At 64.9% G+C, this 19,677-nt stretch carries 15 protein-coding genes and 1 pseudogene; 6 read left to right on the forward strand and 10 right to left on the reverse strand.

Annotated elements, in window-relative coordinates; translation table 11 throughout:
* Nucleotides 1–108 precede the first annotated feature (108 nt).
* The 5 genes from ACVWYI_RS22955 to ACVWYI_RS22975 form a co-directional block, all read right to left on the reverse strand.
* Nucleotides 109–2,610: a caspase family protein gene (locus ACVWYI_RS22955; RefSeq protein WP_456663286.1), complete on the reverse strand. Its 2,502-nt coding sequence runs from the start codon at nucleotides 2,608–2,610 to the stop codon at nucleotides 109–111.
* 213 nt (nucleotides 2,611–2,823) lie between these two features.
* Nucleotides 2,824–3,564, reverse strand: coding sequence for a carbonic anhydrase (locus ACVWYI_RS22960; protein ID WP_247349260.1), 741 nt, complete (start codon nucleotides 3,562–3,564; stop codon nucleotides 2,824–2,826).
* 111 nt (nucleotides 3,565–3,675) lie between these two features.
* A complete protein-coding gene (locus ACVWYI_RS22965) occupies nucleotides 3,676–4,194 on the reverse strand; it encodes a hypothetical protein (protein WP_456664562.1) in 519 nt (172 codons plus the stop codon).
* 114 nt (nucleotides 4,195–4,308) lie between these two features.
* Nucleotides 4,309–7,812, reverse strand: a complete 3,504-nt coding sequence (dnaE, locus tag ACVWYI_RS22970) for a DNA polymerase III subunit alpha (protein ID WP_456663287.1) — start codon at nucleotides 7,810–7,812, stop codon at nucleotides 4,309–4,311.
* A 469-nt stretch (nucleotides 7,813–8,281) separates the two neighbouring features.
* Nucleotides 8,282–9,007: an outer membrane protein gene (locus ACVWYI_RS22975; RefSeq protein WP_456649707.1), complete on the reverse strand. Its 726-nt coding sequence runs from the start codon at nucleotides 9,005–9,007 to the stop codon at nucleotides 8,282–8,284.
* A 254-nt stretch (nucleotides 9,008–9,261) separates the two neighbouring features.
* Here ACVWYI_RS22975 and ACVWYI_RS22980 point away from each other — a divergent pair, with 254 nt between their 5' ends.
* Both ACVWYI_RS22980 and ACVWYI_RS22985 read left to right on the forward strand, forming a co-directional pair.
* A complete protein-coding gene (locus ACVWYI_RS22980) occupies nucleotides 9,262–9,579 on the forward strand; it encodes a DUF3551 domain-containing protein (protein WP_247447368.1) in 318 nt (105 codons plus the stop codon).
* A gap of 296 nt (nucleotides 9,580–9,875) precedes the next feature.
* A complete protein-coding gene (locus ACVWYI_RS22985) occupies nucleotides 9,876–11,210 on the forward strand; it encodes an MFS transporter (protein WP_456663288.1) in 1,335 nt (444 codons plus the stop codon).
* A 10-nt stretch (nucleotides 11,211–11,220) separates the two neighbouring features.
* Here the strand turns inward: ACVWYI_RS22985 and map are convergent, their stop codons facing one another.
* A complete protein-coding gene (gene map / locus ACVWYI_RS22990) occupies nucleotides 11,221–11,970 on the reverse strand; it encodes a type I methionyl aminopeptidase (RefSeq protein ID WP_247349267.1) in 750 nt (249 codons plus the stop codon).
* Nucleotides 11,971–12,197: 227 nt separating this feature from the next.
* On the opposite strand from map, the gene ACVWYI_RS22995 reads away from it, so the two are divergent.
* Together ACVWYI_RS22995 and ACVWYI_RS23000 are read left to right on the forward strand one after the other, a co-directional pair.
* Entirely contained in the window at nucleotides 12,198–13,517 is a 1,320-nt protein-coding gene (locus ACVWYI_RS22995) for an epoxide hydrolase family protein (protein ID WP_354104804.1), read from the forward strand.
* A 33-nt stretch (nucleotides 13,518–13,550) separates the two neighbouring features.
* Nucleotides 13,551–13,712, forward strand: a complete 162-nt coding sequence (locus tag ACVWYI_RS23000) for a hypothetical protein (RefSeq protein WP_456663289.1) — start codon at nucleotides 13,551–13,553, stop codon at nucleotides 13,710–13,712.
* A gap of 431 nt (nucleotides 13,713–14,143) precedes the next feature.
* On the opposite strand, the gene ACVWYI_RS23005 is transcribed toward ACVWYI_RS23000, so the two are convergent.
* Nucleotides 14,144–14,782, reverse strand: a complete 639-nt coding sequence (locus tag ACVWYI_RS23005; protein ID WP_247349270.1) for an HD domain-containing protein — start codon at nucleotides 14,780–14,782, stop codon at nucleotides 14,144–14,146.
* 38 nt (nucleotides 14,783–14,820) lie between these two features.
* Nucleotides 14,821–15,282 (reverse strand): carboxymuconolactone decarboxylase family protein, encoded by a 462-nt coding sequence (locus ACVWYI_RS23010; protein ID WP_456663290.1) that lies wholly within the window; start codon nucleotides 15,280–15,282, stop codon nucleotides 14,821–14,823.
* 131 nt (nucleotides 15,283–15,413) lie between these two features.
* On the opposite strand from ACVWYI_RS23010, the pseudogene pdxR reads away from it, so the two are divergent.
* Nucleotides 15,414–16,821: pseudogene (pdxR, locus tag ACVWYI_RS23015) on the forward strand (MocR-like pyridoxine biosynthesis transcription factor PdxR).
* A 27-nt stretch (nucleotides 16,822–16,848) separates the two neighbouring features.
* Here pdxR and ACVWYI_RS23020 read toward each other — a convergent pair.
* The gene (locus tag ACVWYI_RS23020) at nucleotides 16,849–17,622 is read right to left on the reverse strand and encodes a helix-turn-helix transcriptional regulator (protein WP_247349272.1); all 774 of its coding nucleotides are present in this window, start codon (nucleotides 17,620–17,622) and stop codon (nucleotides 16,849–16,851) included.
* A gap of 106 nt (nucleotides 17,623–17,728) precedes the next feature.
* Here ACVWYI_RS23020 and ACVWYI_RS23025 point away from each other — a divergent pair, with 106 nt between their 5' ends.
* Nucleotides 17,729–18,808 carry a zinc-binding dehydrogenase gene (locus ACVWYI_RS23025; RefSeq protein WP_456663291.1) on the forward strand — a complete coding sequence of 360 codons (1,080 nt, stop codon included), beginning with the start codon at nucleotides 17,729–17,731 and terminating at the stop codon, nucleotides 18,806–18,808.
* A gap of 165 nt (nucleotides 18,809–18,973) precedes the next feature.
* Here ACVWYI_RS23025 and ACVWYI_RS23030 read toward each other — a convergent pair whose 3' ends face one another.
* Complete coding sequence (locus tag ACVWYI_RS23030; protein WP_211398118.1) at nucleotides 18,974–19,675, reverse strand: ABC transporter ATP-binding protein; 702 nt, start codon at nucleotides 19,673–19,675, stop codon at nucleotides 18,974–18,976.
* Between the last annotated feature and the right edge of the window lie 2 nt (nucleotides 19,676–19,677).

Consider the following 19,677-nt stretch of genomic DNA (forward strand, 5'->3'; position numbering starts at 1 on the left):
GTATAGCGCGATTCCGGCCAGAAGCAAGGAAATAAGGGCCATTCTGCGGCGGTTTTCGCCCGCGAGAGGCCCTCTTCCGTAAAGACCACGCTGCGCCCTGGCCCGCGACTAGCATCTGGGCTGGTTCGGCGGGCATTTCTTTGCCGCCGGCGGCGGGGCCGCGGGACGCGGCGGAGGTGCTGCCGGGCGCGGCGGTGGCGCGACGGCCATCCGGGGCGGCGGCGGTGGCGCCGGCCGGGCTACCGGTGGCGGCGGCGCGGGTCGGGCCATTGGCGGCGGCGCTGGCCGAGCGGCCGCGACGGGGGGAGCCACCCGGGCCGGCGGCGGCGCTGCAACACGCGGCGGAGGCGGCGGTGCCGGACGCGCCACGGCCGGCGGTGGAGTCGGCCTCGCCACGGCCTGAGGCCGCGGTGGTGATGCCGACGGCCGGGCGGCCTGCGCGGGAGTAGCCGACGGCTGATTCTGGGGCCTGATCGGCTCGCGCGCGGCAGAGGGCGGCGGGGTGACCGGTCGTCCAGCTGCGCCGGGAGGCGTGCGGGCAGCAGGCGGCGTGCCAGCCGGGTTGCGGGTCGCGGACTTGCCATGCTCCCCGGGCCCGGTCCCGGGCGCGGGCTGGGCCACCGGCGGCTTCGGCGATTGGCCGGCCGCAGCGGCCGGATTTGCAGTGATGGGCTTAGCCGTCGGCGGCGCCGCGGCGGTTGGCGCACCGGGATGAGCCGGCAGAGCGGTACCGGGACCAGCAGTCGGCGGCGCCCCCGGATGCGTCGGCAGCGGCGCGCCGGGTGCAGTCGCCGTCGGAGGTACAGCTCTGCCGCCCGGCAGAGGCCCTGCCCCCGCTGGTGGCGTCGGCGGCCCGCCATGGCTCCCTGGAACCGGCAGTGTATTGGCCTGGGGCAGCCTGGCCGATGGAGCAGCGGTTGGCGCTCCGATCGGTGCCGCGGTCGGCGCGACATTGGCCGGCGTCGCTGGAGCTAGCCTTGGCCTTGCCGTCGGCTGCATCGTCGCGCTCGGCGGCATCGGCGCCTTGCCCTGCTGAATCAGGGCGGCGCGCTGCGCGACCGCCTGCGGCACGGCGGGACCGGCCGGGCTGGCGCGGCCGGCAACGGCTGGTGCGAGATTGCCCGGTCCGGGCCCCGGCCCCGCACCCGCCGGCAATGCCTGCGGCCGGTTGATGACGGTGTTGATGACCGTGGTGTTGTGAATGTTCTGGTAGATGATGTTGTTCGGCGGCGGCGCGACATAGATCGGCGGTCTGACGAACACCGGGATCGGCACGAAAACCGGCTGCGGCAGCACGAACAGGCCGAGCACCGGCATTGGCGGCGACAGCACGACGAAATCCGGCGGCGGCGGCGGCAGATAGTAGATCGGCGGCGGCGGCGGCGGCGCGAAGCCAAAATCGGGATCGCTGAAATACAGCACCGGACGGTCGACATAGACGATCTCCTCCGGCGGCGGAGGCGGTACGTCATAGTCGATCATCGCAAAGCTCGGCGGCGGCTCGACCGGCGCGGTCAGGATCGCCAGGCGACGGCGCGCGTCGGCCGCATGCGGCCCTCGCGAATAGCGACGCAGATACGACCAATAGGCTTCCGGCGTATCGGTCCGATAGGTCCGCCGCCAAGTGATCGCCTCGCGGCGCGCCGCGACGATCGCCATCACGCGCTTGGACATCGGATCATTCGGATAGGCGCCGAGAAACTCCTCATAGGCCGGCAGTGTGTCGCGCGCGAGCGCGGCGGCATAGGCATCCTGGACGCCGAGGTCGCGGATCGGCTTGTTACGCATCGCGGCGACCTGGTCGGGCGCGGCCTCCTGCGGCGGTGCGTCGGGGCCGCGCTCGAAGAACGAGAACTGCGCCGATATCTTCTGCTCGTTCCAGGGTACCTGCGCGCCCTTGCTGGCCTCGTTGACGCGCAGGCGAACGCGATCGAACACATCAGGCAGTGGCAGGCCGCCGGTGCGGATCATCTCCGCCAGCGATTGCGCGTAGATGCCGTATGGCCCCGGCTCCTCCGGCGCCACCGTGCCGGGCGCGGCATTGAAGGCGATCAGCATGTTCGGATCGGGCTCGACCAACGCAAGCCCGCTCGCGATCGGCTGGCCGCCCTCGACGAAGGGCTGCGCCCGCGCTGCATCGAGCACGACGATGTTGGCCTTGAGCGGAACGGAAGCGAGCTGCCGCGCATAATCGCTGATGCGCAGGCCTTCGGTCGGAATGTCGGCGTCACGGGTGATGTTGGAATCGACCGGGATGAAATAGTTCTCACCCGCAAGCTGCACGCCGTAGCCGGCGAGATAGATCATCGCGACGGTGCCGGGGCCGGAGGCCTGCGCCTTCTGGATGAAGTCGCGAAAACTCTTGCGCAGCGTGTCGCCGTCGAGATCGCGGGCGCCGACAACGTCGAAGCCCGCCGCTTGCAGCGTCTGCGCGATCAGGCCGGCATCGTTCGCGGTCGTCGCCAGCGGCGACTTGGCATAGGCGCCGTTGCCGACCACGAGCGCGATGCGCTTTTCCTGCTGCTGAGCGCGCGCCGGATCCGGCGCGCCCGCGGCAAAAACCGCGATCGGCAGGAGAAGGCAGATGAAGGCTCTGAGCGTCCCAAGCATGGCTTGCTGCCCGTTATTGTTGTTGAGGTGCCGCCACGCATCAGACGCGCGGCCAGCTGAATGGCACTTGAACGAAGGGCTAAATAACGAAAGGCCCAAATAACGAAAGGCTTGGATTGAGGCGGAGGCATGGCGCCCGTTGCCGGCGCCAAGCTCCTGCGTCAGACTCGCATCAGCCTCGCGACGGTGGACCGGCGCGAGGCGATCAGCGCGTCAGCCCTGCGCGATCAGTTCGACCGTTCCCGTCGTGAGCCGGTAGATGCCGCCCACGACCTTGAGCTTGCCCTGCTCCACGGCCGCATTGAGGATCGGCGCCGCCGATTTCAGCTTCGCGACGTTGTCGATCACGTTCTGCCGGATCGCATTGTCGAGGACGTTCCCGCCTTGCTGCATCGCAACCTTGGCGGCAGGCGCGATCGCATCGACCAGCGAGGGGATGTGGCCCGGCGGCGGCTTGTTGTCCTTGATCGCCTTCAGCGTCGCATCGACGGCGCCGCAAGCGTCATGGCCGAGAACGAGGATCAGCGGCGCGTTGAGCACGGCGACCGCATATTCCATGCTGGCGATGGTCTCGGTGCCGGCAAAATTTCCGGCGACGCGGCAGACGAACAGATCGCCGCGGCCGGTGTCGAAGGCATATTCCGGCGCGATGCGCGAATCGGCACAGCTCAGCACGGCCGCGAACGGGTTCTGCCCGCCTGCCAGCGCCTCGCGCTCGTGCTTGAAATCATGACGCCGCGCCACGCCGTCAACATAGCGCGCATTGCCTTCCATCAAGCGTTTCAATGATGCGTCGGGCGACAGCACGTTCTGCGGCTTGGGCGGCGTTTTCGTCTCCTTGGCGAAGGCTCTGCCGGTCAAGGCGAGGCCGAGGGCCGAGGCACCAAACAACATCGCGGACCGCCGCGATGGTACGATCTTCTCCTGTAGGGATTCATTGCATTTGTCGCACATGTTACGTTTCCTCCCGGCGCGATGGACCAACGGCATCGGTGCAATCATAGCCGCAACGATGTGACGAAACCACAAATGACGGTGCGGGCGACGCCCGAGTTTCGCGCGGGCCTATTCCGCCAAGCGAAGCTCCGCGATCGTCGTCCTCGCAGCCGGTTCGTCCAGGGGAAGGAAATCCAGCGGTCCCTGATTTGTATAGCCGGACGTCATCGCAAGTGTGAGACCCCAGCCCAGCAGCCCAGTGCTCGCGTTCGCGATCATGGCGCTCTTGCGCTGACTGAAGCGCGCAACGAAGAACACGGTCTGGCTGGACTGAGCCGAGAAGTCCACGCGCGTCACGCCGAGCGCCGCCTCCTCTGCTACGAACTGGTGTTGGCCCGCCGGGCGATCGACATAGACATATGTCCCGGTCTTCAGGCCCTTGATCGGCGTACCGTCGAGGGAAAATGCCCAGTCCGGATCGCCGATGCCGCCGAAGCCCTTCTCGCGAAACACGACGACGCGTGCCTGCCCGGCTTTCGGCGGACCCAGCTTTCGTACCGCCTCCGAATACCCGAGCCCACTTCTCGCCGTCTCACAGCCGCACAGCAATGCCGCAGCCACGAGCAACACCAGCCCACGCAATAGCATCACGCCCCCAGATTTTCCCCGGGAGCATGCTAACCGGAATCAGCGACAGGTTGCAACGGGACCGCAGCATCACCCGCGCAAAACATGCAACCGGCTGCAACTTCGTGCGTGTTGCTAGAGCTGCTGCACGTCCACGACACCCGCCACCGCCTTGATGGCGCCCGCGATCTGCGGCGAGACCTTGAAACGGCCGGGCAGCTTCATCTCGACCTCGGTCTCGAGGTCGAGCATCATCACCAGCGAGACCTCACCGTCGCCGTTGGAGCGCGGCGCGGTGCCGGGACTGCCGACTTTCGGTGCCGCGCCGTTCGACGCCGCCATGTCGGGTCCGGCGAGACGCTTGGCGATCGAGTCCAGCGGCTTGGTGTCGCGCACGAAAATGCGCAGGCCCTTCTGGGTCTTGGCCGCGGCGTCGTCCAGCGGCTCGGCATGCAGCACGCGGGCGCGCACGTCCTCGCCCTGGAGCTCGGCACCGAGCTGGAGCAGCACGGCAGCGCCCGGCTCCAGCACGTCGCGATATTGCGCGAGGCCTTCCGAGAACAGCACCGCCTCGAAATGTCCGGTCGGATCGGACAGGCCCATAATGCCCATCTTGTTGCCGGTCTTGGTGCGCCGCTCCATGCGCGACACCACGGTGGCCGCGACCTTGCCGGCGGTGGCGCCGGTCTTCACCGCGCGCGAGAACTCGGCCCAGGACTGTACGCGCAGCCGCTTCAGCACGGTGGCGTAATCGTCGAGCGGATGTCCCGACAGGAAGAAGCCGATCGCGTCATATTCGCGGCGCAGCCGCTCGGCCGGCAACCATGGCTCGATCTGCGGCAGCATGACGGTCGGCGCATCGGCCGAGCTGCCGAACATGTCGTTCTGGCCGATCGTCTCGGCCTGATGCGCGCGCTGGCAGGCGGCGAGGATCGCGTCCGCACCGGCGAAGACGCGCGCCCGGCTCGGCTCCAGCATGTCGAAGGCGCCGGCCGCGGCAAGACTTTCGATGACGCGCTTGTTGATCGCGCGCGGATTGACCCGCGCGGCGAAATCGGCGAGCGAGGTGAACAGTCCCTTCTTCGTCCGCTCCTCGATGATCTGCTCGACAGCGGCAATGCCGACGCCCTTCAGCGCGGCGAGCGCGTAGTAGATCGTCTTGTCGCCGACCTCGAAGGTCGCGCCTGAGCGATTGATGTTCGGCGGCTCGACCTTGATGCCGAGGCGCTGCGCCTCCGAGCGGAATTCGGAAAGCTTGTCGGTGTTGTTGAGATCGAGCGTCATCGACGCCGCGATGAACTCCACCGGGTAATGCGCCTTCATGTAGGCGGTGTGGTAGGACACCAGCGCATAGGCCGCCGCGTGGCTCTTGTTGAAGCCGTAGTCGGCGAATTTCGCCAGGAGCTCGAAGATGGTGTCGGCCTGTGCCTTCGGCACGCCGTTCTTCACCGCACCGGCAACGAAGATCTCGCGCTGCTTCTCCATTTCGGCGCGGATCTTCTTGCCCATGGCGCGGCGCAGCAGGTCGGCGTCGCCGAGCGAATAGCCCGACATCACCTGCGCGATCTGCATCACCTGTTCCTGGTAGATGATGACGCCGAAAGTCTCTTTGAGAATCGGCTCCAGCACGGGGTGCAGATATTCCGGCTCCTCGTCGCCGTGCTTGCGCAAACAATAGGTCGGGATGTTCGCCATCGGACCCGGGCGGTAGAGCGCGACCAGCGCGATGATGTCCTCGAACCGGTCGGGGCGCATGTCGACCAGCGCGCGCCGCATGCCCTGGCTTTCAACCTGGAACACGCCGACCACCTCGCCGCGCGCCAGCATCTGGTAGCTTTCGGCATCGTCGATCGGCAGCGTGGCGAGATCGACATGGATGTCGCGCGGCTTGAGCAGCTTGATCGCGACGTCGAGCACGGTCAGCGTCTTCAGGCCGAGGAAGTCGAACTTCACGAGGCCCGCGGGCTCGACCCATTTCATGTTGAACTGGGTGACCGGCATGTCCGACTTGGGATCGCGGTACATCGGCACCAGCTCGCTCAACGGGCGATCGCCGATCACGATGCCGGCGGCATGCGTCGAGGCGTGGCGGGTCAGGCCTTCGAGGCGCTGGGCGATATCGAAGGCGCGCGCCACCACCGGGTCTTCGTCGCGGAACGCCTGGAGTTTTGGTTCGCTCTCGATCGCGGCAGCCAGCGTGACAGGCGCGGCCGGATTCTGCGGCACGAGTTTTGTGAGCTTGTCGACCTGACCGTAAGGCATCTGCAGAACGCGGCCGACGTCGCGCAGCACGCCGCGCGCCTGCAGCGTTCCGAAGGTGATGATCTGCGCGACCTGATCGCGACCATAGCGCTCCTGGACGTACCTGATCACCTCGCCGCGGCGGTCCTGGCAGAAGTCGATGTCGAAATCCGGCATCGAGACGCGTTCGGGATTGAGGAAGCGCTCGAACAGCAGGCCGAACTTGATCGGGTCGAGGTCGGTGATGGTCAGCGCCCAGGCGACCAGCGAGCCTGCGCCGGAGCCGCGGCCCGGCCCGACCGGTATGCCCTGGCCCTTTGCCCATTTGATAAAGTCGGCCACGATCAGGAAGTAGCCCGCGTATTTCATGCGCATGATGACGTCGAGCTCGAACGCCAGGCGCTTTTTGTAGTCCTCGTCAGTGGTGCCCGGCGACAGGCCGTGCACTTGCAGACGGTTGCCAAGCCCCTCCTCGGCCTGCCGCTTCAATTCGGCCGCCTCGACCGCGGCGGCATCGGAGCTTGCGGCAGCGCCGACCGTGAAGAACGGCAGGATCGGCTTGCGCGTCATCGGGCGGAACGAGCAGCGCTCGGCGATCTCCACCGTCGAGGCCAGCGCCTCCGGAATGTCGGCGAACAGCACCGCCATCTCGGCGCGGGTCTTGAAGCGGTGGTCGGGCGTGAGCTGCTCGCGCTCGGTCTCTGCGATCAGCCGCCCGCCGGCGATGCAGAGCAGCGCGTCATGCGCTTCGTAATCGTCGGTCGCGGCGAAATACGGCTCGTTGGTCGCAACCAGCGGCAGGCCCTTGACGTAAGCGATGTCGATCAGGCTGCTTTCGACTCTCCGCTCCTTCTCGGTGTTGTGGCGCTGCAGCTCGACGTAGAGGCGGTCGCCAAACAGGCTGGCCAGACGCTCGCAGCGCGAGGCGGCAATTTCGGCCTGCCCCGCGGCAAGCGCCAGCGAGATCGGCCCATCCGGACCGCCCGTCAGCACAATCAGGCCTTCGGTCTCGCCCTCCAGCCAGTCAAACTTTATGTGGGAGGCATGGGTGTCGGGCGTCTCCAGGAACGCGCGCGAGTTCAGCCGCATCAGGCTGCGGTAGCCGCGCTCCTGCGCGGCCAGCAGTACCACGCGCGAGGGCAGAAGCGCGTTGCGCGCACTGGGATCCTGGTCGCCGAAATCGATCGCGATCTCGCAGCCGACGATCGGCTGGATGCCGGAGCCCGCCATCTTGTCGGAGAACTCCAGCGCACCGAACATGTTGTCGGTATCGGTCAGCGCCAAGGCCGGCTGATGGTCTTTCTTCGCAAGCTCGGCGAGCTTGGCGATCTTGATCGAGCCCTTGAGCAGCGAATAGGCCGAGTGAACGTGAAGGTGGACAAATCCGGCGCTCGGCATGGTCGCGTGACGGCCTCTTGCAGATGGATGGAGCGGTCGCCGGCACCGGAGGCATCATGCATTCGCCAAGCCGACTCGCCTCACAATGGTGGGGTCTCACCGCTTCAGAGTCCACGCCGGAGCGGCCGATCGGTCGCGTCGTCCCGCTTTTCCCCAAGGGGCACCCGTGAGCCGAGCACCGGTTTACAAAATCGCGGGTCTAGAGCTGCGGAATCACCTGCGCCCAGATTGCGATCATCCCGACGAACAGCGCGATCGAGGCGAGTGCGGCGGCTTCTTCGACGAAAATCCTGAACATGGCTTGCTCCATCACCAGAACGTAGGAAGAACATTGTTCTCATTTTGTTCCTGGGAGTCAAGCCGTCTGCGCCATCTTGAAAAGCGATGGTTAACTCGCTGAATTCAAACAATAAAAAAGCCCCGGCACAAGGCCGGGGCTTTCATCAACCGCTCGATGGAGCGATCAAGCTCAGTAACGGCCGAGCATCTGGCCGGGGCCGAACTTGTAGTTCAGGCGGACGAGGCCCATGTCGACGTCCTGCTTGACGTGGACCGGCAGAACACCGATGCCGCCGGTCAGGTTCTGATCGTTGCCACCCAGGAAGATGTGGTTGTATTCGGCGCCAACCGACCAGTTCGGAGCGAACCCGAACTCGAGGCCCGCGCCGACCGTGCCGCCCCAACGAGTGTCGTTGGCCGATGCAAGCGACACGCCGCCGAAAGAGGCGTCGTACTTGGTGCCAACCACCGCCGCACCACCCTTTACGTAGAGCAGCACGTTGTTCCAAGCGTAGCCGACCTGACCGGTGATCAGACCGAACGAGTCGATCTTTGCGTTGTTGGTGAAGCCGGAGATCGCTCCAACGTGGCTGCCGGAGAAGTCAGCCCAGTTGCCCTGGCCTTCCACGCCGAACACCCACTGGCCCGACTGCATGCGGTAGCCGATCTGGCCACCAACCGTGCCCCCGGTCGCGTCATGCGAACCATCGCGGCCGAAGCCCACCAGATCCCACGTCGCGTGCGAGGAACCGCCGCCGCCGTTGACGCCGATGTAGAAGCCGCTCCAGTCGTAGATCGCGGCAACCATCGCGGGCGCCTTGGTGTAAGGCCGCGCAGCGAGGTCAGCAGCCACCGCCGGCGCAGCCGCGCCGAGCGCGACAAGGCTCACAGCAGCAAGCAACAGATTCTTGTTCATTTGATTCCCGTTCCAGTTTTGTCGTGAGGCCCCCGGGCCGTGTCGTCGTTCATACCAGCGCTCGACGGAATTGCTGTAACCTCGACGCCACAGTCCGCCCCAAAGGGCTGCGCTTCATTAATGAAGATTTATCAGGGCGCGCTGGAAACCCTTTGAAACAAGAGTTTTCACGAGTTCCAATGTCGGTTACACGACATATACGGCATGCACGCGTAACAATATCGCGCGCACATTCGCGTGATTGGAGAATTGAAATGCGCAGACGAATTGCTTTCCCCATTTCTGCCATATTTTCGCTCGCGCTCGCCACATTTGCGTTTGCGCCCGGCGGAAGCACGCCGGCGCATGCGTTCGGAACTCACCATGCCTTCTGTCTCACCGGCGATGAATGGCCGGGGCTCAGCAATTGCACGTTCGACAGTTACGCGCAGTGCCAGGCGAGTTCGTCGGGCCGCGCCCTCACCTGTATCGCGAACCCGTATTTCGCAGGCCAGAGCGATGATCCCTACGCCTACCAGAACAGGCCGCACGCGCAGACGCCTGGTTATCCGCCGGGCTATTTCCTGCGCTAAGCTGCGTCGCACTCGCTTCGCGCTCCTTGATTGCCGCTACGCCTCCCTCGAGCAGTGCAGGTATTTGGCCGTGGGTCTGTCGGCGACGCGCACTGCGAACCGGTATTTTGCGCAGAAGAAGCCCCCTCGCCGCGCAAGGCGCCTCAATTAAATCGGGACGCTGATATGCGGCCTGCCCAGCGTTCAGCTTCCGGTGTTGACGCCGACTGATCCGGGTTTAAGTACGACAGAGAAATCTTGCAGGGGTGGCGACGTTTGCTGGGCTGGTTCCCGTTGACGCCACCATTGCAGGACACATGACGACATCGCACCGAGCGACCTCGCCCCGCGCGACCGCGGCCTCAGCACCCCCTCATCTCGCCATCGTCCTGTTCTCGCTCGCGATGGGCGGCTTTGCGATCGGAACCACCGAATTCGCATCGATGAGCCTGCTGCCGTTTTTCGCCGCCGACCTCGGGATCGACGAGCCGACCGCGGGACACGCAATCAGCGCCTACGCACTCGGCGTCGTGCTCGGCGCGCCACTGATCGCCGTGCTCGGCGCGCGATTGGCGCGGCGCGCGCAGCTATTGGTCCTGATGGCCGTGTTCGCGCTCGACAATGCCCTCACCGCGCTGGCGCCGGGCTTTGGCTGGATGATCGCAGCGCGTTTCCTCTCGGGATTGCCCCACGGGGCCTATTTCGGCATCGCCGCGCTGGTCGCGGCCTCCCTCGTTCCGCAACATCGCCGCGCGCAGGCGATCGGCCAGGTGACGCTCGGCCTGACCACTGCCACCATCATCGGCGTGCCGCTGGCCAATCTGATTGGGCAGGCCGTCGGCTGGCGCGCGAGCTTCGGTCTCGTGTCGGTGCTGGCGCTGCTCACGGTCCTGCTGTGCGCCCTGTTCGCGCCACGCGACCAGGCAGGCCGGTCCGATCCGCTGCGAGAGCTGGGAGCGCTGCGAAGCGGCCGCGTCTGGATCACGCTGGCGATCGGCGCCATAGGCTTCGGCGGCATGTTCGCCGTCTACACTTACCTGGCGACCACGCTGATCGAGGTGACCAAGGTCAGCCCCGCGGTCATTCCGCTTTTTCTGGCCGTGTTCGGCATCGGCGCCACGCTCGGCAATCTGTTCGTGCCGCGCTTTGCCGACCGCGCGCTGATGCCGACCGCGGGCGTCATCCTGTTATTCTCGGCAGTTGCGCTGCTGGTGTTTCCGCGTGCCGCCGGCAATCCCTGGCTGCTGGCGGCAGACGTCTTCGCGATCGGCGCCAGCGTCTCGCTCGGCGCCATTCTCCAGACGCGGCTGATGGACGTCGCCGGAGACGCGCAGGCGCTTGCGGCCGCCCTCAACCATTCGGCATTCAACACCGCCAATGCGCTCGGCCCGTTCCTCGGCGGCATCGCCATTCGCGAGGGGCTGGGCTGGACCTCCACCGGCCCAGTCGGCGCCGCGCTGGCGGTTCTGGGTTTCCTGATCTGGATCGTCGCCTATCGCGACGCCAGATCTGCTGAAGCCGAATCTGCTCCGGTCGATGTCAGCTCGGGAAGCAACGCGGCCGCACCGGAGAATCCTCCGGCGAAACTGGCGCCACCGTTGGCGCCGGATGATCGAAGCCGTTCGGATGCCGCCAGTGATCCGGTGGCTTGAGGACGCCTCCTCAACCAGCCATCGTAACGATCAAAGGTCCGCTTCGGGTGGCGATCACGGTGTGCTCGTATTGAACAGTCGCCGCTTCGGGGCTGCTGTAGAGCGTCCACGGATCATCGCCATCCTGTGCCCACTCGGCGCCCAGGGACAGGAATGGCTCGACCGTGAACACCAGGCCGTCGCTCATGATACGGCGTTCGGAGCGGTCGGGCCATGTCGCGATCTCCGTCGGCTCCTCGTGGAGCGACAGGCCGACACCGTGGCTAGCAAGGTTCCTGACCAGGCTATAACCGTTCTTCCGCGCGAAGGTCCCGATGGCCTGACCGATGCCGGCAATCGGTTTGCCGGCTCCAACCTGCCGCAGGCCCGTCCACATCGCGCGCCTTCCATCCCTGCAAAGACGTTCGACCACGCGGGTTACGGGCGGAACGGCGAATGACGCTCCCGTATCCGCAAAGAAGCCGTTCTTCGCGGCAGACACGTCGATGTTCACAAGGTCGCCGCGCGCGATCCGTCGCTCACCCGGAATGCCGTGAGCGATCTCCTCGTTCACGCTGATGCAGGTCGCCCCGGGAAAGTCGTAGGCCAGCTCCGGAGCCGAACGTGCGCCGGCAGCCTCCAGCAGTGTTCGTCCGATCTGGTCGAGCTCGGAGGTGGTCATGCCCGGCTCGAGCGCCTTGCCCATCGCCTCGAGAGTGTTGGCGACGATGCGTCCGATCTCTTTCAGGCTGGTGAGGTCGTTGTCATCCGAGATTGTCATATCAGGCTCTTCCGAAAGCCGGGGCATAGCGCTTGTGAAGCCGGCTTGCAAACGGAAGGACCCATGCCAAATCGCGTCGGCGCAAATGCTTCTTGCCGGACGGCCCGGTCTTTCGAAAACGCACGACGTGACGCACCGGACCTCGCAATCGCCGTTCATATGACATTTCAGCGATGCTATCCCCCTGTCGCTCTCGACAACACAGACGAGAGAACTGGAGAATGTTCATGTCTGTCACGAACAACGGAATCGGCCGGCGAGACTTCGTTGCATCGTCGCTGGTCGGTACCATTGGCCTTACCTTTCCGCTCACTTCGATCGCGTCATCCGCTCAGGCCGCAGAAAGCACCGCAAGCCCCGCCGGCGACGCCAGCATCCGCAAATTCAATATCAACATCCCCGACTCGACGCTCGATGACCTGCGCCGGCGCATCGGAGCAACGCGCTGGCCCGACCGGGAGACGGTGCCCGACATCTCGCAAGGCGTGCAACTCGCGCGGCTGCAATCTCTTTGCGGCTACTGGGCCAAGTCCTATGACTGGCGCAAGATCGAAAAGCAGCTCAACGCGCTGCCGCAGTTCATCACCGAGATCGATGGCCTCGACATCCATTTCATCCATGTCCGGTCACGCAATCCCGACGCGCTGCCCATCATCATCACGCACGGCTGGCCGGGTTCGATCCTCGAAATGCTCAAGACCATCGGACCGCTGACCGATCCCGTAGCGCACGGTGGGCGCGCCGAGGACGCCTTCCACGTCGTCATCCCCTCGATTCCCGGTTACGGCTTCTCGGCGAAACCACGCGAACTCGGATGGGGCCCGGACCGCGTAGCGCGCGCCTGGGACGTGCTCATGAAGCGGCTGGGATATGTCAGATACGTCTCCCAAGGCGGCGACCATGGATCGGTGATCTCCGACGCGCTCGCCCGTCAGAAACCTGCTGGCCTTCTGGGTATCCACGTCAACATGCCGCCGACTGTGCCTGCCGAATACGTCAGGGGCATCAATGCCGGCGATCCGCCGCCTGCAGGCCTTCCTGAGCCGGAACGCGTGGCCTTCGAGACCCTGAGCAAGTTCTTCGCGCGAAGCGCGGCCTACGGCGCGATGATGGTGACGCGCCCGCAGACGATCGGTTACGGGCTTTGCGACTCGCCCGCGACACTCGCTGCCTTCATGTACGAGAAGATTGCCGAGTGGACGGACAGCGGCGGCGAGCCCGAGCGCGTGCTGACCAAGGACGAAATCCTGGATGCCATCTCGCTCTATTGGCTCACCGATACCGGCGCGTCGGCCAGCCGGTTCTACTGGGAAAACAACAACAACAACTTCAGCTCCGCCGCGCAGAAGACCACGGAGATCACGGTGCCGGTCGCGGTGACCGTATTCCCTGCCGAGATCTATCGCGCGCCGAAGACATGGACCCAGCGCGCCTATCCGACGCTCCATTATTTCAACGAGGTCGACAAGGGCGGCCACTTCGCGGCGTGGGAGCAGCCGCAGCTCTTCGCCGCCGAGATGCGGGCAGCGTTCAGATCGCTGCGCTAAGGCGTTCAACCCGTGAACCGAGGCGGCGCTGTCATGGCGCCGCTTGGTGGCTCTTTCGGCCTCTCGGCGGCGCCGTCGCTTCCCTGCGCATGGCGCGAAGAGCGCGTCGGCTGTGATGACCGACAGGACGGGTCTGACGTCAGTGTGGACGCAGCTCGTGGCGTCGTGCTCGTCGGCGGCATCGGCTCCGACTAGCCCTTGGACAGCAGCTTCGCTGCCGAACGTCAGCGCGACGCCGTCGCCGCAGTTGGATTCAAAATAAAGCCGCGCTTAGAGCCTGTCCGTAGATCATTGCGGCCACAAGTGACAGCAGCAGACCTGCTCCCGAAAAAATCACAAGTATCTTTAAAGTTTCGACGTCAACGTTGGTTCTCGTCGCCCCGGAATATCGCCTTCGCCAGTGCAGTCATCATCGCCCGCTCCAAAGCAGACCGCGTGAAAACGCGACCTGACTTCGTCTAGCGTTGTTGGGCGCGTTTGCGTGTGAAGCAGATTACAGGTGATTGGCGCAACGACAGTTTTTGATTACGCACCTGGGCATGATCATCATGAGCAGGATCGTGTTGCGATCCTGCTCACGTCGCCGCCCAACGCAAAATTCCTCGGCGACGTCGTTACGCGACGGCTCAGGTCTGCCAGGGCGTGTTGCGGATGCGCGTGCATGCGTTCGGCTTGCGAAATGCCGGATCGCGATCTTCGATGTAATCGAAATTGACCGTCCCGAACGTCGTCTGAGGCTTCTTCAAGGCCGAGCAAGTCTGCACCTCGAGGAATTCGTTCTTGAAATCGCCGCGCGGAAACGCGGCGATCACCTCGTCGCGTTGCTCTTGTGTGTAGTCGTCATATCCAACGCCCACGACGTCCACCAAAACCCCTGCGTTCGTGAGCGCGATTTCCGGCTTCATATACTGCGGAATTCCTGGCGTGGTATGCAGCGCAATCGCCTCCCACACCAGATCGGCTTGCGGCTGAGCAACGCCGTGCCCCCTGAGAAATTCTCGCGCGGCGTCGGCGCTGTCGACTTCAAATCGCTTTGTCTCGGTGTGGTAATGATCGACAAGGCCGAGATCGTGAAACAGCGCCGCGACATAGAGCAACTCGGAGTCGAATTTCAGCTTCTGACGCACGCCCTTGATCGCGCCGAATACATAGACGCGAACCGAATGGTTGAACAACATCTCGGTTTCGTACTGGCGCACCAGCTCGGCCGCCTGCCGTGCCATCTTGCTGTCGGGAATCCTCACGCCGGAAATCATGCTTGCCATTTTTCAGGCTCCTGGCTTTGTCGCTGCGATTGCGGCCGTCAGGCCGCCTTCTCCATCGCAGCCTGCGGCCTATTTCGGAAGCTGATCGCGAGACGGTTGTACACATTCATCAGGCCGATCGCGATGGTGAGATCGACGAGCTCGCGCTCCTCGAATATCGCGCGGGCGGCCTGGTACGTTTCATCCGGCACGCCGGTATCCGCGACCCGAGTCACCGTTTCGGCCCATGCGAGGGCGGCGCGCTCGCGCGCGTCGAAGAGATTGCCGGCCTCAGCCCACGCCTGCAGCAGCGCGAGCTTTTCGATCTTCTGGCCGCTCTTAAGCAGATCGCGCGTGTGCATGTCCAGGCAATAGGCGCAGTTGTTGATCTGCGATATGCGCAGGTAGACCAGGTTCACCAGCGTCGCAGGAAGATTGCTCTGCATGACGTAGCCGTAGACGCCGCCCAACGTTTTCACGCCCGCCGGTGCGATGTGGTTGTAATCGAGACGCATGGTCATTTTCTTACTCCATGATGTCGGTCTGTTCGCCGGTCTTGGTTGCCGGGTACTTTCATCTGCCCCCATAAGTGCTACCGCCATGGTCCACAGAAAAGTACCAAGAACGCACGAAAATCGTGTACCACGGGGACATGACCAAGCCGCTGCGGTTGAAGCTTGACCGCTCTGCGAAGACGCCGCTGGCGGAGCAGATCCGCAAGGGTATCGGGAATGCTATCGCGAGCGGTGTGCTCGCCCCGGGGGCTCGTCTGCCTTCCTGGCAGGACATGGCAGCCCAACTTGGCGTCGCGCGAGGTACAGTGCGCTCGGCGTACCAAAAACTCTCCTCCGCCCAACTGATCGTAGCTTCGCGCGCGACAGGAACGCACGTCGCGGACCGGCCGTCCCTCGCCGCTCGGCAGGAACAAGCCCCGGATTCTGGCTCATTCATGGAGATGTACCGGGAGCTCACCGCGGGGCCGGCTGTTTTTCAGATGGGCGTGCCTTCGAACGAAACCGTTCCCGCCAAGCTCTTCGCGAGAATGCGCGCGCAGGCGGTTCGTGCAGAAATGAGCGCACCGGCGATCTATCCCGATCCGCGGGGCGAGCTAGACTTGCGCCGCGAGATCGCGGCTTTACCTTGCGCTAGCGCGCGGAATCGAGTGCGCACCTTCCCAAATCATCATCACCAGCGGTTTCAGTGGCGGCCTCGGACTGGCGCTCCGCGTTCTCGGCCTCGAGCAAAAAAAGGTCTGGGTGGAGGATCCAGGCTTTCCCTTCACCCGTAAGGGTCTCGAGCTTGCGGGATTGTCGATCGCGCCGATCCCGGTTGACGCGGACGGCATCGACGTCAATTACGGCCTGAAACATGCTCCTGACGCGTCGCTGGTTGTCGTGACTCCAGGACAGCAGGCACCGCTTGGATTCACCCTGTCGCTGGCAAGACGTTCACGCCTGCTCGAATGGGCCGCTCAAGAGAGGGTGTGGGTGATCGAGGATGACTATCTGAGCGAGCTTCAGCTAAAGGGCCGGGCTACGCCGGCGCTTGCCTCTCTCGATCGTGCTGGGCGCGTCATCCACATTGGGTCTTTTAGCAAGACAGTGACGCCCGCCTTGCGGCTTGGCTTCGTCGTTGCGCCCGCTGCTCTGGCGCCACGCTTTGCCGAAGTTGCGGCATGCCTCGCTCCGGCGCCCGGGCCCTCCGTACAGATCGCAACCGCCGAATTCATCCGCGACGGCCACTATCTACGGCATCTTCGACGGACGAAGCGGGCCTATGCCGCGCAAGGCGATGCGCTGCTGAAATACCTGAAGGCACGCGCCAGGGACGTTGCGATCGCCGGATTGGCCGCGGTCCTGCGACTGCCGGACGGGACCTCCGACGTCGCGATCGCGAGGAAAGCGGCATCGTTCGGATTGGCGCCCACGCCCCTGTCGCTATGGCATGCGTCCGCGGCTTCGGCGCGATCCGGACTGTTGCTGGGCGTCGCCACATCTCCCCACAAGAGGATCGAGGCATCCTGCGACCGGCTCCTTCAGATCATCGACCGTCATACGTGACGAGCTTGGGCCCTATGATTCCGCAATCTACACGGGTGTGTAGATCACCAGCTTCAGCGCCGGATCGTCATTGGCCTGAAAACTCGTGTGTTCGAACTGGAGCACGCCCCTGGTCGGGTGGTTCATGGTCTTGAGGCCCGCGGCGGTGCTGCGGATGTCGTGCGCTTCCCACCATTTGACGAATTCCGGACTGCCCTCGCGCAGCCGCGTGAGCAACTCCGAGAAGGCGGGATCGCCCGCCCAGACGTCGTGGGTGGCGCGAAACATCGCGACCATGCTCTTGGCGACGTCGTTCCAGCCGGCACCATAGAACTTTCGCGTCTGCTTGTTCGTCATCACCAGCAGCAGCGTGTTGCGGTCCTGCTCGGGCAATTGTCCGAACCCGAAGACCTCCTCGGCCGCCTCGTTCCAGGCCAGCACGTCCCAGCGCCGCCCCGTGACATAGGCCGGCTGCGTCAGGCTCTCGATCATCCGCCGAACGGGCGCCGGCACGATCTCGCGCGTGAACGCGCGCTTGTCACCGTCGCGCGCCAGCGCCTTGAGATGGGCATGCTCGGTCTTGCTGAGGCGCAGCGCGCGGGCCAGCGCGTCGACGGTGGTCACCGACGGACTGACGGTGCGGCCCTGCTCGAGGCGGATATACCAGTCGACGCCGATGCCGGCGAGCTGCGCGACCTCTTCGCGACGGAGCCCTGCGGTGCGGCGCCGCCGGCCAGCGGGAAGCCCGACGGTCTTCGGCGACAGCTTTTCGCGGCGGGACCTGAGGAAGTCGCCGAATTCGACGCGGCGTGGATCGGCCATGATGACATGCCTCGATGGAGGGCCTAGACAATACTAGGATAATACCAGGCCTTCCTGCGCCTGGAAAGGCGGCGCATATCGGCTTCACCCACTTTAAGGTGAGATCATGAAAGCTGCCGTACTGAAATCCTTTGGATCCCCGCTTGCGATCGAGAAAGCCCCGGACCCTGTGCTCGGGACCGGCGAGGTGATCGTTGACGTCGTCGCCACGCGCGTGCTGTCTTACATGAACGAGGTCTTCAGCGGGATGCGCAACTATGCGCTCGACCTGCCGATCATCCCGGGTCCTGGCGGCATCGGACGGGTGCGTGCGATCGGCCCGGACGCGACGAAGCTCAGCGTTGGCGACTGGGTGTTCTGCGATCCGACGGTGCGTTCGCGCGATGACGCCGCAGCGCCCGACGTCGCCCTGCAGGGGCTGACTGCCCCCGGTGCCGGCGCCATGCGCCTGCAAAAGCATTTTCGCCACGGCTCGTTTGCCGAGCAGATGCGCGTGCCGACGGAGAACGTGAAGCGCCTTGGCCAAATCACGTCCGACGAAGCCACGCAATGGTGTGCGCTGGGGACGCTGCTGGTGCCCTATGGCGGCTTCCTTGCCGCCAACCTTCAGCCCGGCGAGACCGTGCTGGTGAGCGGGGCCACCGGAAATTTCGGCAGCGCCGCGGTCTCGGTCGCGCTCGCGATGGGCGCGGCCTGTGTGGTCGCACCCGGCCGCAACGACGAAATTTTGGCCGACCTCGTCCGGCGTTTTGGTGACCGCGTGAAGCCGGTCAAACTCACCGGCAATGAAGACGACGACCGCGAGCGCATGAAGCGAGCGGCGCCCGGACCGATCGACTGCGTGCTCGACATCATGCCGCCCTCGGTGAGCACGACCGTCGTGCGCGCGGCGATCATGACGGTGCGCGCCTACGGCCGCGTCGTGCTGATGGGCGGCGTCGGCATGGCCGGCGGCACTGGCCTCGAGCTGCCTTACCCCTGGATCATGCGCAACTGCATCAGCATCCATGGCGTCTGGATGTATCCGCCGGATGCGGCAGGCCGCCTGATCGCGCTGGTGCGCGCGGGACTGCTCAGGCTCGACGAATACGAGACCACGGCCTTCGATCTCGACCATGCCAACGAGGCGGTCGAACACGCCGCAGCCAATGGCGGTCCGTTCAAATTAACAGTGATCCGGCCGTAAATCGCCTTCCGCGGCGGCGATGCGCCGCCGCGGCTGATATGCCCGACATGTCAAATGGCTGGAGGAAGTCACGCCTGACGTAGCCGGCACACGCCCGGCTACTGTGCATGGGGTTGTTTTCGCGTTTTCGTTCGAGCTCGATGACGTTACTCGAGCTCGATGGTTTTATTCGAGTTCGATCACTTGTCCGTTCGACAGCGACACGCGCCGGTCCATGCGGCCGGCCAGCTCCATGTTGTGGGTCGCGATCAGCATCGAAACCTTGGTCGCCTTGACGAGCTGCATCAGGGCCTGGAAGACGTGGTCCGCGGTGTGCGGATCGAGATTGCCGGTCGGCTCGTCCGCGAACAGCACCCGCGGCGCGTTGGCCACCGCGCGCGCGATCGCAACGCGCTGCTGCTCGCCGCCCGACAGCTCGGAGGGACGGTGCGTGATGCGCTCGCCGAGGCCGAGATAGCCAAGAATCTCCTTGGCGCGCTTGACGCTCTCGGACTTCTTCAGGCCGCGGATCATCTGCGGCATCATGACGTTCTCCAGCGCGGAAAACTCCGGCAGCAGCCGGTGGGACTGGTAGACGAAGCCGATATCGGTGCGGCGGAGCTGGGTGCGCTCGATGTCGGGCAGTTGTGAGGTCGGCGCGCCATTGACATAGACCTCGCCGGAATCGGGAGCTTCCAACAGCCCCGCAATGTGCAGCAACGTCGACTTGCCCGAGCCCGACGGCGCCACCAGCGCGACGGATTGACCCGCCCACAGCGCGAGCTTGGCGCCGTCCAGGATCGTCAGCGGCACCTCGCCCTGCAAGTACTGCCGCTTTATCTCGTGGAGATAAATGACCGGTACATCTTCCGCCCCCTGCTGCTCCATCA

The organism is Bradyrhizobium sp. LB13.1, from assembly GCF_054056815.1.